Annotated in this window: 13 protein-coding genes; 3 read left to right on the forward strand and 10 right to left on the reverse strand. The window is 66.3% G+C overall.

Going from position 1 to position 13510, the window contains the following annotated elements:
• Window positions 1–230, forward strand: a 230-nt coding sequence (locus tag ACNA7R_RS09525) for a GNAT family N-acetyltransferase (RefSeq protein ID WP_416283329.1), incomplete at its 5' end; no start/stop codon positions are given.
• Here the strand turns inward: ACNA7R_RS09525 and ACNA7R_RS09530 are convergent.
• The gene (locus tag ACNA7R_RS09530; protein WP_416283330.1) at window positions 227–637 is read right to left on the reverse strand and encodes a DUF2267 domain-containing protein; all 411 of its coding nucleotides are present in this window, start codon (window positions 635–637) and stop codon (window positions 227–229) included. The two genes, ACNA7R_RS09525 and ACNA7R_RS09530, sit on opposite strands and share 4 nt — an antisense overlap.
• Before the next feature lie 140 nt (window positions 638–777).
• Between ACNA7R_RS09530 and ACNA7R_RS09535 the strand changes: the two genes are divergently transcribed.
• Complete coding sequence (locus tag ACNA7R_RS09535; RefSeq protein ID WP_416283331.1) at window positions 778–1956, forward strand: redox-regulated ATPase YchF; 1179 nt, start codon at window positions 778–780, stop codon at window positions 1954–1956.
• 504 nt (window positions 1957–2460) lie between these two features.
• Window positions 2461–3711, forward strand: a complete 1251-nt coding sequence (locus ACNA7R_RS09540) for an RNA-guided endonuclease InsQ/TnpB family protein (protein WP_416283332.1) — start codon at window positions 2461–2463, stop codon at window positions 3709–3711.
• Between the two features lie 58 nt (window positions 3712–3769).
• Here the strand turns inward: ACNA7R_RS09540 and ACNA7R_RS09545 are convergent, their stop codons facing one another.
• The 9 genes from ACNA7R_RS09545 to folP form a co-directional block, all read right to left on the reverse strand.
• The gene (locus ACNA7R_RS09545; RefSeq protein WP_416283333.1) at window positions 3770–4603 is read right to left on the reverse strand and encodes a phosphate ABC transporter ATP-binding protein; all 834 of its coding nucleotides are present in this window, start codon (window positions 4601–4603) and stop codon (window positions 3770–3772) included.
• Window positions 4600–5460, reverse strand: a complete 861-nt coding sequence (locus tag ACNA7R_RS09550) for a PstA family ABC transporter permease (protein WP_416283334.1) — start codon at window positions 5458–5460, stop codon at window positions 4600–4602. The genes ACNA7R_RS09545 and ACNA7R_RS09550 overlap by 4 nt, the downstream gene beginning before the upstream one ends.
• A complete protein-coding gene (gene pstC, locus ACNA7R_RS09555) occupies window positions 5460–6401 on the reverse strand; it encodes a phosphate ABC transporter permease subunit PstC (RefSeq protein WP_416283335.1) in 942 nt (313 codons plus the stop codon). Before pstC ends, ACNA7R_RS09550 begins: the two co-directional genes overlap by 1 nt.
• 8 nt (window positions 6402–6409) lie before the next feature.
• Window positions 6410–7381: a PstS family phosphate ABC transporter substrate-binding protein gene (locus tag ACNA7R_RS09560; protein ID WP_416283336.1), complete on the reverse strand. Its 972-nt coding sequence runs from the start codon at window positions 7379–7381 to the stop codon at window positions 6410–6412.
• A gap of 354 nt (window positions 7382–7735) precedes the next feature.
• Window positions 7736–8719 (reverse strand): YeiH family protein, encoded by a 984-nt coding sequence (locus tag ACNA7R_RS09565; protein ID WP_416283337.1) that lies wholly within the window; start codon window positions 8717–8719, stop codon window positions 7736–7738.
• 4 nt (window positions 8720–8723) lie between these two features.
• Window positions 8724–8864, reverse strand: a complete 141-nt coding sequence (locus tag ACNA7R_RS09570; RefSeq protein ID WP_416283338.1) for a hypothetical protein — start codon at window positions 8862–8864, stop codon at window positions 8724–8726.
• A gap of 225 nt (window positions 8865–9089) precedes the next feature.
• Window positions 9090–10166, reverse strand: a complete 1077-nt coding sequence (locus ACNA7R_RS09575; RefSeq protein WP_416283339.1) for a hypothetical protein — start codon at window positions 10164–10166, stop codon at window positions 9090–9092.
• A gap of 47 nt (window positions 10167–10213) precedes the next feature.
• Window positions 10214–10924 carry a hypothetical protein gene (locus tag ACNA7R_RS09580; RefSeq protein ID WP_416283340.1) on the reverse strand — a complete coding sequence of 237 codons (711 nt, stop codon included), beginning with the start codon at window positions 10922–10924 and terminating at the stop codon, window positions 10214–10216.
• An 81-nt stretch (window positions 10925–11005) separates the two neighbouring features.
• A complete protein-coding gene (folP, locus tag ACNA7R_RS09585) occupies window positions 11006–13468 on the reverse strand; it encodes a dihydropteroate synthase (RefSeq protein ID WP_416283341.1) in 2463 nt (820 codons plus the stop codon).
• Window positions 13469–13510: the final 42 nt, after the last annotated feature.

Here is a 13510-nt window from a genome sequence, read left to right on the forward strand (position 1 = left end):
TCCTCGAGGAGTATCGCGGCCACGGCCTCGGCGGCCACCTGCTCGAGCGCGGCCTGGAGTGGGCGGCCTCGCAGGGCTACGAGCGGGTGTACCAGAGCATCCCGTCGACCAACGAGGCGGCCGTCGAGTTCCTCGAGGGCCACGGCTGGGAGGTCGAGGCCGTCCGCGAGGGCCACTACAAGATCGACGGCGAGTACGTCGACGAGGTGATGATGGCCGTCGAGCTCTAGGCGGGGCTGCCTTCGCTTTCCGCGACCTCGAAGAGGTCGTCGTACCCCTCGTCGGTCGGCAGCTGGTTCTTGACGTCCTCGAGCGCGTCGCCGGTGACGGCCTCGTCGAGGACGTCGACGACGACGCGGGCGTGGAAGGCGGTGTCGGCGGCGTCCGCGCCGTCGATCTCCTCCCGGCCGCCGACGCGGTCGACGAACTCCCCGTGGTCGAACCGTTCGGCGTCGTCGACCGCCTTGAGGTGTCGGGCGAGCTCGTCGGGCAGCTGTGCGCCCAGGTTCTCGGCCTGCCCGGGATCGATGCGCTCGGAGAGCGTCGTCAGCGTCGCCCGGGAGATGCTCAGTGCGGCTTCACGGGAGTCGAGCTGTGCTCGCTGCTGGACCTCGCCGATGAAGTCGTCGTACTGCATATGCGGCCGTGAGGTAGCCCTTTTGTTCAGTCTGCTTCCTTCAAATGAAAGTGCGCGGAGACGCGACGCCGAGGGTCGAGCGGCCGATTTCGAGGGCCCGAATCGAAAGACAGTTTGAACGGACGGTGCTACGGGGAGTCATGCTCTCGATCGCGCTTGCCGGAAAGCCGAACGCCGGCAAGTCCACGTTCTACACCGCGGCGACGATGGCGGAGGTCGACGTCGCCAACTACCCGTTCACGACGATCGACGCCAACCGGGGGGTGAGCTACGTCCGCACGGAGTGTCCCTGTCTCGAGCGCGAACAACGCTGTACCGCCGACAACTGCGAGGACGGCAAGCGCTACGTCCCGATCGAGCTGATCGACGTCGCCGGACTCGTCCCCGGCGCCCACGAGGGAAAGGGGCTCGGCAACCAGTTTCTGGACGAACTCACCAACGCCGACGTGATCGTCAACGTGATCGACGCCTCCGGCGGGACCAACGAGAAGGGCGAACCCGTCGATATCGGCGAACACGATCCGCTCGAGGACATCGACTTCGTCGAGGAAGAAATGGACCTCTGGCTGGCCGACATCGTCGAGCGAAACTGGGAGTCGATCGAACGCCAGTCGCGCTCGCCCGGCTTCGATATCGACGACGCCCTCGCGGAGATGCTCACCGGCTTCGGCGCCTCGCCGACCGACGTCGCCCGCACGCTCCGGGAGATTGACTACCCCGAGGATCCCCGCGAGTGGACCGACGACCACCGCGAGGCGCTGGCCCGCGAGATCCGCCAGCGAACGAAGCCGATCGTCGTCGCCGCGAACAAGATCGACGTCGCGCCCCAGGAGAACGTCGAGAAACTGCTCGAGCTCGACAAGCCCGTGATTCCGACCACCGCGGAGGGCGAACTCGCTCTGCGCCGGGCTGCCGAGAACGGCCTCGTCGACTACGATCCCGGCGACGAGACCCTCGAGATCGGCGCCGACGTCAGCGACGCCCAGCGCGAGGCCCTCGAGGGGCTCGCCGACACGATGGCCGAGTACGACGGCACCGGCGTCCAGGGGGCGCTGGACTACGCGGTGTACGACCTGCTCGAGCACCTCACCGCCTACCCCGTCGAGGACGCCGCGAAGTGGTCCGACGGCAGCGGCAACGTCCTGCCCGACGCCTTCCTGCTCCCGCAGGGCTCGACCCCGGTCGATCTCGCCTACGCCGTCCACTCCGACATCGGCGACGGCTACCTCCACGCCGTCGACGCGAAATCGAGTCGTGAGGTCGGAGAGGGGTACGAGCTCGAGGAGGGTGACGTGATCAAGATCGTGAGTACGAACTGAGAGCTCTCGAACGTACCTTCCCTCCGCTTTTCGGCATGCAGCAGTCGTGTATACGGCCAGTACAGGTGAGCTACGTATTACGTCGATTCGATCACCCTTCCGGCGGAGGCGCGCGCTGTCGGTCGCCCGAGTGCGAACGAGGGTGGTCGACGACGCTGCGCGAGGGATGAGTGATACGGATTGTTGTAGCGTTCTACCGGTGATCGCTCGGGCGGGGACAGCGATCACCGGTACAGAACTACAATAGTCCGTATGAGGGAGCGACGCGACCGAACGAATCGGTTGGGGAGGGCGTGGTAATCCCCTATGTTCGTGTGGGCAAGATCTGCTTCTGGAGTGAGTACCGCGAAAGCCCCCGTCCCTCTCTCTCAACAGCGAGAGAATCCCGCCCTTTAGGGCGGGCGTGAATCGCGTCACTCGACTCCGAAATCCACCGCTCGATAGCAGACCGGATATTCAACGCTACCCCGAGCCATTAAGTAGGTTTGTCTACATAGACTATGTATGGCGATTGAGGTCACACGCACCTACGTTGGTTCCATCCAGAACCACCAACAGGTGTGCGACGGCCTCAACTCGCTCGGAGATTCCGCCTCGAAAATCTGGAACGTCGCACGCTGGACAGCAGACCGCATCTGGTACGCGACCAGCGAAATCCCGGACGAAGGCGTGCTGAAATCGTACATGAAGAACCAAGCGTGCTGGAAAGACCTGAACGCCCAATCCAGTCAGAAAGTCATTGAAGAACTTTCTGACGCTTTCCAGTCGTGGTTCGACCTGCGACACAAGTTCGACGAGGCGAATCCCCCCGGCTACCGCAAACACGGCGACACCCGTCCCAAGAGTACGGTCACGTTCAAGGAAGACGGGTTCAAACACGACCCCGAAAACAATCGCGTCCGACTCTCAAAAGGCAAAAACCTCAAAGAACACCGCTCAGACTTCATCCTCTGCGAATACCAGACCCGGCCGGACGTTGACCTCTCGGAAGTCAACAAGGTGCAAAACGTTCGCGCCGTCTGGACTGGTGATGAGTGGGAACTACACTTCGTCTGCAAAGTCGAACTCGAAACCAACGACTCCGCAGGTGATGAAGTGGCAGGCATCGACCTCGGCCTCACGAACATCGCCACGGTCGCATTCCCCGACGAGTACGTTCTCTACCCCGGTAACTCGCTCAAACAAGACAAACACTACTTCACCCGCGCTGAGTACGACACGGAAGGTGAGAACGGCCCGTCGGAGAAGTCGATGTGGGCGCGTAGAAAACTCGCTGACCGTGAGACACACTTCTACCACACGCTGACGGACACCATCATCACGGAGTGTGTCGAACGCGGTGTTGGAACGCTCGCAGTGAGTTGGCCTGAAGAGGTGCGAGAGTCGGACTGGGGGAAGACTGGCAACAAGAAACTCCACACGTGGGCGTTCGACCGCATCTACCAGTATCTCGCGTACAAAGGCGAGATACGTGGTGTCGAGGTGCTAAAAGAGAACGAGTGGGACACGTCAAAGACGTGTTCAGCGTGTGGAGACGACACGAAGTCGAACCGTGTGGAACGTGGGTTGTACGTGTGTTCGTCGTGTGAGTTGGTGGCCAACGCAGATTGTAACGGAGCGGAGAACATGCGACAGAAGATAACTCCGAGTCCTCACGGTGAGGATAGGAGTAACGGCTGTGTGGCACAGCCATCGACACACTTGTTCGACCGCGAAAGCGGGACGTTTCAGACGAGAGAACAAGTCGTGTCGTAGACCGGCAAATATCCCACCTGCGGTACGGGAAGCCCCGGCGTTTACGCCGGGGAGGATGTCACCTGGTGGCGACGGGGCGTTCGTCCGTCACCGACTCCTCGTCGGGTTCGTCGTCGTAGTCGACCGCGGTGTGGCCCTTGACGAACTCCTGGGTCCGCTCGTGCTGGGGGTTCTCGAAGAACGACCGCGTGTCGTTGGCCTCGACGAGTTCGCCCAGATAGAGGAAGATCACGTCGTCGGCGAGCCGTTTCGCCTGGTCCATGCTGTGGGTAACCATGACGATCGTGTACTCCTCTTTGAGGTCCTCGAGCGTCTCCTCGACCTGCTCGGCCGAGATCGGGTCCAACGCGGAGGTAACCTCGTCACAGAGCAGGACCTCGGGCTCGACGGCCAGCGAGCGGGCGAGACAGAGCCGCTGGATCTGCCCCGTCGAGAGCTCGGCGCCGGGGTCGTCCAGCCGATCCTTCACCTCGTCCCAGAGGTTGACCTTCCGCAGGTAGGTCTCGACGAGGTCGTCGAGTTCGTCGCTCGAGTAGTCGCCGTGGATCTTCGCCCCGTAGGCGACGTTGTTGTAGATCGACAGCGGGAGCGCCGTCGGCGTCTGGGGGACGTAGCCGACCCGCCGACGGATCTCCGGTGCCGGGTCGTCAGTGTCGTAGATCGACTCGTCGCCGAGGTAGACGTCGCCGGTGATCTCGACGTTGGGCTGGATCTCGTGGAGGCGGTTCAGCGCCTTCAGCAGCGTCGACTTGCCACAGCCGGAGGGGCCGATGATCGCCGTGAGGTTGTTCTCGGTAAACTCGACCGAGACGCCCTTGAGGGCCTCTACTTCTCGGTTTCCGGTGTACGTTACGGCGAGGTTCTCGGTGGTGAGTGCAGCGTTCGGTGTCATGAGTGGCGTCCTCCTGGGGCGTACCGCGCGTAGCGTCCCGCGAGCAGCTTCGAGATCAGTATCAGTCCGAGCACGGCGACGATGAGGACGAACGACGCCGCATACGCATGTGAACGGACCTCGGCGTTAAAAGACATCGCCTGATCGAAGATCAGCACCGGCAGCGTCGTCGCCGGCTCGAAGAGACCGGCCGGCATCTGCGTGCTTCGACCCGCCGTAAACAGGACCGTCGCCGCGTCGCCGATCCCGCGAGCGAAGCCCATGATGAGGCCGGCGACGACACCGGGCAGCGCCGCTCGAACGGTTATCAGCGCGGTTTCGAATCGCGTGGCACCCAGTCCGTAGCTGGCCTCTTTGACCGTATCGGGTGCGGAACGCAGCGCCTCGTCGGCGTATCGGGTCATGATCGGGTACTGGAAGATCGCGATGGCGACGATCCCGAAGAACAGGCTCGTCCTCGAGCCGACGGCGATGATCACGGTCAGGACGAATACCCCGTAGACGATCGGCGGCGTCCCCCAGAGGACGTTGAGGAACATGTTCACGAGATCGGAGAACCGTTCGCTCGAGTAGTCGCTCTGGAGGTAAACCGCCGTCGAGAGCGAGAGCAGGCCGGAGACGACCGTCGCCGGGACGACGATCAGGATACTGCCGAGCGCGGCGTGCAGAAAGCCGCCGTCGGCCTCGAGCATGTAGCGCGACCCGGGTGGCGTAATCGCGATCGCCGGATCGGTCAGGAACGCGCGACCGCCCCGGAAGATGGTGACGGCGACGACCAGTACCATGACGGCGACGACGAGCGCGGTCGCACCGCGGGCGAGGTGGCCGAACAGCCGCTGTTTCGCGTAGCGATCCATCAGTACTGCCACCTCCGCTGGAGTCGGCTCCGGACGACCATTGCGCTGAAGTTAAACAGCCAGACGACGACGACGAGCATCAGCCCGACGAAGATGAGCGCCGACTGGGTGATCGGGAGCGACATCAGCTCTCCGAAGTCGTTGACGATCAGCGTCGGGAGCGTCTGGCCGGTCGCGAACGGCGAGTCCGGAATCTGCGTCTGACCGCCGATCAGCATGGCGGGAACGATGGTCGCCCCGAACACCCGGCCGAATCCGAGCAGGACCGCCGAGAAGATCCCCGGTCCCGCGGCTCGCAGCAGAACCGAGCGGATCGTCTCCCACTTCGTCGCGCCGACGCCCAGCGAGGACTCGCGCAGCTCGTCCGGCAGGGCCTCGAGCGACTCGACGGCCAGTGAGATCATAAACGGTGTGACGACGATCGCCATAACGAGACTGACAGTGAAGATCCCGAGCCCGGTTGCACCCGAGCCGACTGCCGGCGCGAGGTAATCCCCGACGAACGGAACGACGACGATCAGCGCGACCAGTCCGAAGATGACGCTCGGGATCGCCGCGAGAACGTCGATAAACGACGAGACGAACACCTTGCTCCGGCCCTCGGCGTACTCGGCGATGTAGATCGCCGCGAGGATCGCGATCGGCGTCCCCATGAGCATCGTCAGCGCCGTTACGTAGATCGTGCCGACGATCGCCGGCAGGAAGCCGAACTCGTTCTGTGCGGGGTCCCAGTTCGAGGAGGTCAGCATCTGGACCAGCGAGTAGTCCGAGAGCAGCGGTAGCGTCTCGTAGACCAGCGTCAGGACGATCAGCGCGAAGATCGCGATCGCGAAGTAACCGGCACCGGTGAACCAGTAGCTGCTGAGTCGTTCCCGGCGGAGGCGTTTCCCGAGGCGCTCGCTTCGTCGCTCCGATCCCGTCGGCTCTGTCGTCTCGCCCATCGGTCAGGTTAGGGCCCCGCCTCGAGTTCTTCCTGTGCCTCTTCGAGTCGATCCTCCTCGAGCGGGACGTAGCCGTTGTCCCGGACGTACTCCTGACCGTCCGAGAGGACCCACTCCACGAACTCCTCGGACCGCTCGTCGAAATCGCCGTTCGACGCCAGGAACATCTCGCGGGCCGGCGGCGCGGGATACTCGCCCTCCTCGACGGCCTCGAGAAACTCATCGCGGGTGTCGTAGAAGTCCTCCTCCTCGGAGAGTCCGTCGCCGTCGCTGTCGAGTCGAACCGGCCGAACGTCGCCCTCGAGTTCCCCGCTCGAGAGGTCGTAGACGTAGTTGATGTTGTTCATCGAGATCGCGTTCTCGGTTCGGCCGATGGCCTCCGCGACGGCCTGATCGCCGCTGTGGTTCTCGTCCGAGAGGCTCTCGAGTTCGCTCTCGGTGTATGCGTCGTCCTCGCCGCCGAGGAAGTCGCCCCACTTCTTGTAAGCCGCTGAGGCGTCGGATCGGCCGTAGACGACGATCTCCTCGTCGACGTCGTTGCCGACGACCTCGCCCCAGGTTTCGACCTCCCGGGTGAAGATCGCCTCGAGGTCCTCCCGCGTCAACCCGTTCTCGTCGAGTTCGTCGATCACGGGATTGTCGGGATTCACCGTGCCGACGACGGTGTCGATGAGCATCGGGACGGCGAACAGTCCCTGATCGATCTCCGCTTCCTCGGGTTCGCGTCCCATCATCGCGATGTCGACCTGATCGTTAAGCACGTCCGAAACGCCGGCTCCCGTACCGCCACCCGAGATGTCGAACGACGTGTCCGATTCGTCCTCGTAGATGTCCGCCCAGACTTCGACCATCGGCAACGGACCGACGCCGCCGGAGATCCGAACCGCAGAGTCGGAGTCGGACGTGCAGCCGGCGAGTGCGGCTGCGGATCCGGCTCCGAGTGCTCCGAGCAAAGAACGACGCGAGTAGTTCCGTGTCATCTCTACCACCGCCTATACACTAGAAACTTGTATGGCCTCCTTCCCCTGCAATTCTCCAGTGTACAACTTGAAATAGGCAATACTTTCCAGCGAATGCGATCGTTGCTCACTCTCCGTCGTTCGCTATCGGCCGAACCGCCGTAGAAGTGCCGGTAAGGAGGGCGGTCAGGCCGATACCGGATCGACCTCCAGTGACTCGATTCGCCCGCGCGATTCGCCGACGGTGGGCCGATACCGTGAGCGTCCGTTTTGATCGCCGAAGCGGAGGAAATCCGAATCGACGGCAACTGAACTTTTTGCCGATATCTCAAACGAAAAGTGACCACACGACCGTCCCGGCGTTCCGGGTCTCGGCTAAAGAGCCACCAGTAGTACTCCAAGCGAAACGGTGCTGACGACGAGCAACGCCAACAACACGACGAGTGCAGGCGTCACTCCCGTACTCCGGAGTTCAGCGAGTTGAATCTCCGTGCCGAGCCCGACGAACGCGAGCACGAACAGCCAGTTGTAGGCGTTCTCGATCGAGGCCTGTTGGCCCGGCGAGAAGACCCCGGCGCTCGCCAGCGCGACGAGGGCGAGAAAGCCGAGCACGAACTTCGGGAACTCGTCCCAGAGGGTTCGCAGGGAGGGGCGACCCGCCGATCCCGATCGGGCGTAGTAGCTCGCGTAGGCGATGACGACGGCGCCGATCAGGGCGTTCCGGGCGAGTTTTGTCATCGTCGCCCACTGGCCGGCGACCTCGGAGTAGGCGAACCCGACCGCGACGACCGGCCCCGTCGAGAACATGCTGACGCCGGCCCAGACGCCGAAGACGACGTCGGAGAGCCCGAGCAGGTCGCCGACGATCGGGTAGACGACGATCGTGATCGCGTCGAACAACAACACCGTCGCCGCGGCGTAGGCGATCTGTTCCTCCCGGGCCCGGATCGCGCCGGCAACTGCGACGACCGCCGAGACGCCACAGATCCCCGAGCCGGCCGCCAGCAGCGAGCCGAGCTGGTCGGCGAGCCCGAAGACGTTGCGCGCGAGCAACTCGACGACGAGGATCGTCAGCGTCGTCACGCCGACGACGACCAGCAACACGAGCCCGCCGACCTCGAGCACCGTCTCGAGGGTCAGCGACGCGCCCATGAGGACGATGCCGGCGCCCAGCCAGATCTTGTGGGTGTTTATTCCCGGCGCGAGCCGATCGGGGACGCCGACGGCGTTCGCCAGCACGAACCCGAGCGCGATGGCGACGAGCAGGTGGTTGAATCCGAGCGTGAGTTCGACGCCCCGGGCGAGAACGGCCCCAAAAAAGAGCGCTGCCAGCCCCGGAAGGTACCGCGTGGCCGACATCTCGCTACCAGGGGATCTGCAGCTCGAAGGCGGCGATCGCCGCCACCGTCACGGCTCCGACGGCGACGCTCTGCCAGTCGCGCTCGAGGTCCGTCCAGCGGGATCGAACGGCCGCAACGCCCCGGCTCCATCGTTCGGTCGACATTCGTTTGGGTTCTTCGGACCGCCGCACTTAACGCTTGTCGATAGCGTCGGAGGCAGCGGGTAATATCTCCGCTATCTGTGACGATATCGTCGCGAACGACGGTGTATATTGCGACAATCTGTGACACGGAGCCCGATTTGCCGCGAGCAAAACCGCTCCGCGAGCGAAACTGTCCGCCTTCCCGGACGAACGGCGAGCGACTGGCCGGCGCCGACCGCCGCCGGTTCAGCCCGGTCGATCGACGAACTCCCGCCACAGCGCCGCAGCGACGGTGAACTCCTCGGCGCTCGCGTACCCTCGCTTGACGTACGGCTCGCCCTCGAGCGTGAGCACCTCGAGGAAGGTGCCGTACGGCGCCATGACGCGCTCGATCCGCTCGACCTCTCGGCGGGCCCGCTCCTCGAGCCCGTACCGCTCGAGGCCGTTGGCGTACATGAGGCTGTTCCAGGGCCAGACGTGGTAGTGGTAGTCCCGGTGGAGCGCGAAGAACGGGTGGACCTCGCCGACCCCGAACGGTCGCTCGCGCATGCACAGACCGGTCGGCGTCTCGAGACCCGCGAGCGCGTCGGCGATCGATCGCGCGCGGTCGTCGCCGACGAGGCCGAAGTACAGCGGGACGACGTTCGCGTCGCAGGCGAGGACCGCCGAACCGCGGCGCTCGTCGAAGTACCGGCCGTTCCACAGGCGATCCAGCCCGTCCCGGATCCTCGCCGGGGCTACACCGGCGGTCTCGAGCCCGCGACCCTCGAGGGCCTCGATCGCCGCCAGCCAGATCGCGGTGTTGTACGTCTCCCTCGGGGCCGCGGCCGAATCCCACCAGGAGCTTCCCGAGCCGGTGACGATCCCGTTCTCGACGAACCGCTCGCGGTGGCGCGCGACGAGGGGAGCGACGGCGTCGGCGTGCTCGCGGAGCCGTCCGACCGCGTCCAGCGCGAGCACGACCGCGGGGACGGTGTCGACGCCCTCGGCCGGCGTCGCGGCGCTGTAGCCGGAGTGGAAGTCGGTGTAGAAGACGTCCGATTCCGCGAGCCGCTCGAGGAGCCGGGCGCCGGTCTCGGCGACGACATCGCCATATCCCGCCGCCGCGAGCCCCGGCGCTGCGAAACAGAGGTCCCGGGGCCAGACGCCGTGGAAGTGCCCGCCGGACTCGAGGCCGCGCTCGGCCCGCGTCGCGAGGATCCGATCGGCGGCGTCCTCGAGCGATCCCGCTCGCCGGTAGCCGTGGCGACGCTTCTCGGCGTAGTGAGCGAGGCGTCGCCCGAGTTCCCGGGCGTAGTATCGGAGGGTGCCTGTCGAGTCCATCGAAAGGGGCGAGGGAGAACGGGAGAGTTACCGCCGAACGCGTGACGTCAGTTGTTTTCGTCCGACTCGTCCTCGTCGGGGTCGACCTTCATGTCCGAGGCGTCCTCCTCGGGCGTCTCCTCGGGTTCCGTCGAGTCGGTCTGGGTCGGCTGGGCCTGCTCGGGATCCGGCCCCGTCGCCTCGGCGGTCTCCTCGGCCATCGCGGTCTCGGAGACGTCGACCTCCGTTTTCTCGTCGTCGGTGGTCCGGCGGGGATCCTCGTCGTCCGTGTCGGCGCTGGGTTTCGACCGCGGCTCGCCCTCCTCGGGATCGTCGGTGAACTCGATCTCGCCGCTATCGTCGTCGTCGGCCTCGCCCAGCTGTGGTTCCTCGTCGACGTTGCCCTCGGCGTCGATCTGTGACTCCTGGCCGGCGTCGGGCCGTTCGGCCGCCGCGGCGGCCTCGTCGCTCGTCTCCTTGCCCTCGGTCTCGCCCTCGACCTCGTCGAGGTCGGGTTCGAACGTCGTCGGTTCCGACGTTCGACGCTGTCGGAGCCCGATCCCGACGAGGCCGGCGCCGACGGCCGCCTTCGGGATCGCGCGAAGCTGGCCGCGGGCGACCGATCGCAGCGTCGACAGCAGCATGAGCCCGCCGCTGACGACGGCGAGACGGCCGTCGCGAGCGCTCTCGCCCGCGATCTCGCGCGCCGCGTCCATCGGGTCGTCGGCCAGTTCCTCGAGCTCCTCGGCCTCCAGATCGTGATCGTATTCGTCTGTCATAGATTAGCCTCGAGCACGCTGCGCTCACGACCAGTACCGCGTCCGGACAGTTGAAGCTTGGACCGGCAACTGCGCTGCCGACTACGGCTCGAAGCGGTCGGGATCCCGCGCCGCGAGCGCCGTACGCACCGCGGCGACGTTCTCGGGGACGTCGTGGACCCTGACGAGGTCGGCACCGCGGTCGGCCGCGAGCGCGCTGGCCGCGACGGTCGGCTCGAGGCGCTCGCCGGCCTCGCGGCCGACGTGTGCGAACATCGACTTGTGAGAGTGGCCGAACAGGATCGGGCAGCCCAGCGCCCGGAACTCCCCGAGCCGGTCGAGCAGCTCGAAGCTCTCGGGGGCCGACTTGGCGAACCCGATCCCGGGGTCGACGATGACGTCCTCGCGCTCGAGGCCGGCCTTCTCGGCCAGCAGGATCCGTTCGCGGAGCTGGTCGATCACGTCCTCGACGACGTCGTCGTATGCGACTTCCCGATCCGGAACGACGGGGGCGTCGACGCTGTGCATCACGACCAGGCTCGCGTCGTGGTCGGCGACGACGAAGCGCATCTCCGGATCCTCGAGCCCGGAGACGTCGTTGACGATGTCGGCGCCGGCCTCGAGGGCCGCGTCGGCGACGGCCGCCTTCCGCGTGTCGATCGACAGCAGGGCGTCGAGGTCGCGGATCGCCTCGAGGACGGGGACGACCCGTTCGATCTCGGTCTCGACCGGGACCGGGTCTGCGCCCGGTCGCGTCGACTCCCCGCCGACGTCGATCACGTCGGCCCCGGCCTCCACCATCGCCTCCGCGCGGGCGACGGCGTCCTCGAGGGCGTCGTACTCGCCGCCGTCGTGGAAGCTGTCGGGGGTGACGTTGAGGATCCCCATGACGGCGGTGCCGTCCGCCCAGGGTCGCGACGGGTCGTCGCCGCCTCCCGACGGCGCCTCGACGCTCAGCTCGAGCGTCGACTCGAGCTCCCGTCCGACCGCGGCCAGCCCGTCCGAGCGCTCCGCGAGCCGGTCGACGAGCCGCTCGAACTGCTCGAGGGTCCCCGAGAGGACGGCGTCGATCCGCTCGTCGTTCCGCCGGAGTCCCGAGAGGGTACACTCGCCGCCGATCCGGAGCAGCTCCTCCCGCAGGGCCGTCGCCTGTCGGTACCGGAGCGAGGTCTTGACGACCCGGTGGACGGCCGACCCGGCCGCATCGTCGACGTCACCCTCGGTCGCGTCTGCGCTCGAGAGCGCCTCGCGGGCGTCCTCGAGGTCGCGAACCCGCTTGGGGACCTGCAGCGAGGTCCACCGGGAGCGGGCCTCGGCGACCGCGAACAGCGACCCCGTCACGAGCACGCAGTCCCCGTCGTCGCTCTCGGCGATCGCGGCCTCGAGAGCGTCCCGGACGTCCGGGATCGTCCGAACGTCGGAGACCCCGGTCCGCTCGAACACCGTCGCGAGGGCGTCGGGATCCTCGGCGCGCTCGAGGCCCGGCTCGGTCGCGATGACGGCGTCGGGGGTCGGCAACGCGTCGGCGATCCCCGCGACGTCCTTGTCGTGCATCACGCCGGCGACGAGGGTGAGATCGTCGTACTCGTAGGTCGCCAGCGTCTCGGCCAGGCCCTCGCAGGCGCCCGGGTTGTGCGCGCCGTCGAGGACGACCAGCGGCTCGGTCTCGAGCACCTCGAACCGGCCCGGCCAGTGGGCGTTTCGCAGCCCTCGCCGGAGGTCGGCGTTCGAAACGCTCGCGACCTGCCGGGCCAGCGTCGCCGCGATCCCCGCGTTCGCCGCCTGGTGGCGACCGAGCAGCGGGATTCGGGCCTCGAGGGGGCTGCCGTCGTCGATCGAGACGGCCGCCTCGGTGTGGTTCACCCGTCCCTCGTAGGCGACGCGGACGTCCGGTCGGTGGTCGCTCTCGCCGTCGAACCCCACGGTAACGACCTCGCCGGCGACCTCGCGGACCCCCTCGAGGGCCTCGCCGGAGGCGCCGGTGACCAGCGGCGCGTCTGCGGGCGCGACGTGGGCCTTGTCGCGGGCGATCTCGGCCTCGGTGTCGCCGAGGATCCCCGTGTGCTCTAAGGTGACGCTCGTCACCGCACTCGCGACCGGATCGACGACGCTGGTCGCGTCGTAGCGCCCGCCGATCCCGACCTCGAGGACGGCGACGTCGACGTCGGCGCGGTCGAACTCCCGGATCGCCATCGCGGTCAACACCTCGAAGAACGTCGGCGACTCGCCGTCGGCGGCCCGCTCGGTGACGTGCTCGCGGATCTCCGCGACGAAGGCAGACACCGACGACTTCGGGATCTTTCGCCCGTCGACACGGATCCGTTCGCGCAGGTCCTCGAGGTGGGGCGAGGTGTAGAGACCGACCGACAGCCCCGCTTCCCGCAGCGTTCGCTCGACCATCCGCGCCGTGCTCCCCTTCCCGTTCGACCCCGCGATCTGGACGAACTCGACGCCCTCCTGGGGGTCCTCGAGGTGGGCGAGTAGTCGGGCTGTCGACTCCGTCCCCGGCTTCGGACGGAACCGACGGAGCCCGAACAAGAAGTCCGCCGCCTCGTGATACTCCATACTCGAATCACAGAGTCCGCGCGCTTAGGGGTGTCGGACTCG

The organism is Natronococcus sp., from assembly GCF_047921035.1.
Taxonomy (GTDB): domain Archaea; phylum Halobacteriota; class Halobacteria; order Halobacteriales; family Natrialbaceae; genus Natronococcus.

Excerpts from the sequence above, each read along its gene's own strand:
- ACNA7R_RS09530 (WP_416283330.1), bottom strand. The coding sequence starts at position 637 with ATGCAGTACGACGACTTCATCGGCGAGGTCCAGCAGCGAGCACAGCTC.
- ACNA7R_RS09535 (WP_416283331.1), top strand. The coding sequence starts at position 778 with ATGCTCTCGATCGCGCTTGCCGGAAAGCCGAACGCCGGCAAGTCCACG.
- ACNA7R_RS09540 (WP_416283332.1), top strand. The coding sequence starts at position 2,461 with ATGGCGATTGAGGTCACACGCACCTACGTTGGTTCCATCCAGAACCAC.
- ACNA7R_RS09545 (WP_416283333.1), bottom strand. The coding sequence starts at position 4,603 with ATGACACCGAACGCTGCACTCACCACCGAGAACCTCGCCGTAACGTAC.
- ACNA7R_RS09550 (WP_416283334.1), bottom strand. The coding sequence starts at position 5,460 with ATGGATCGCTACGCGAAACAGCGGCTGTTCGGCCACCTCGCCCGCGGT.
- pstC (WP_416283335.1), bottom strand. The coding sequence starts at position 6,401 with ATGGGCGAGACGACAGAGCCGACGGGATCGGAGCGACGAAGCGAGCGC.
- ACNA7R_RS09560 (WP_416283336.1), bottom strand. The coding sequence starts at position 7,381 with ATGACACGGAACTACTCGCGTCGTTCTTTGCTCGGAGCACTCGGAGCC.
- ACNA7R_RS09565 (WP_416283337.1), bottom strand. The coding sequence starts at position 8,719 with ATGTCGGCCACGCGGTACCTTCCGGGGCTGGCAGCGCTCTTTTTTGGG.
- ACNA7R_RS09570 (WP_416283338.1), bottom strand. The coding sequence starts at position 8,864 with ATGTCGACCGAACGATGGAGCCGGGGCGTTGCGGCCGTTCGATCCCGC.
- ACNA7R_RS09575 (WP_416283339.1), bottom strand. The coding sequence starts at position 10,166 with ATGGACTCGACAGGCACCCTCCGATACTACGCCCGGGAACTCGGGCGA.
- ACNA7R_RS09580 (WP_416283340.1), bottom strand. The coding sequence starts at position 10,924 with ATGACAGACGAATACGATCACGATCTGGAGGCCGAGGAGCTCGAGGAA.
- folP (WP_416283341.1), bottom strand. The coding sequence starts at position 13,468 with ATGGAGTATCACGAGGCGGCGGACTTCTTGTTCGGGCTCCGTCGGTTC.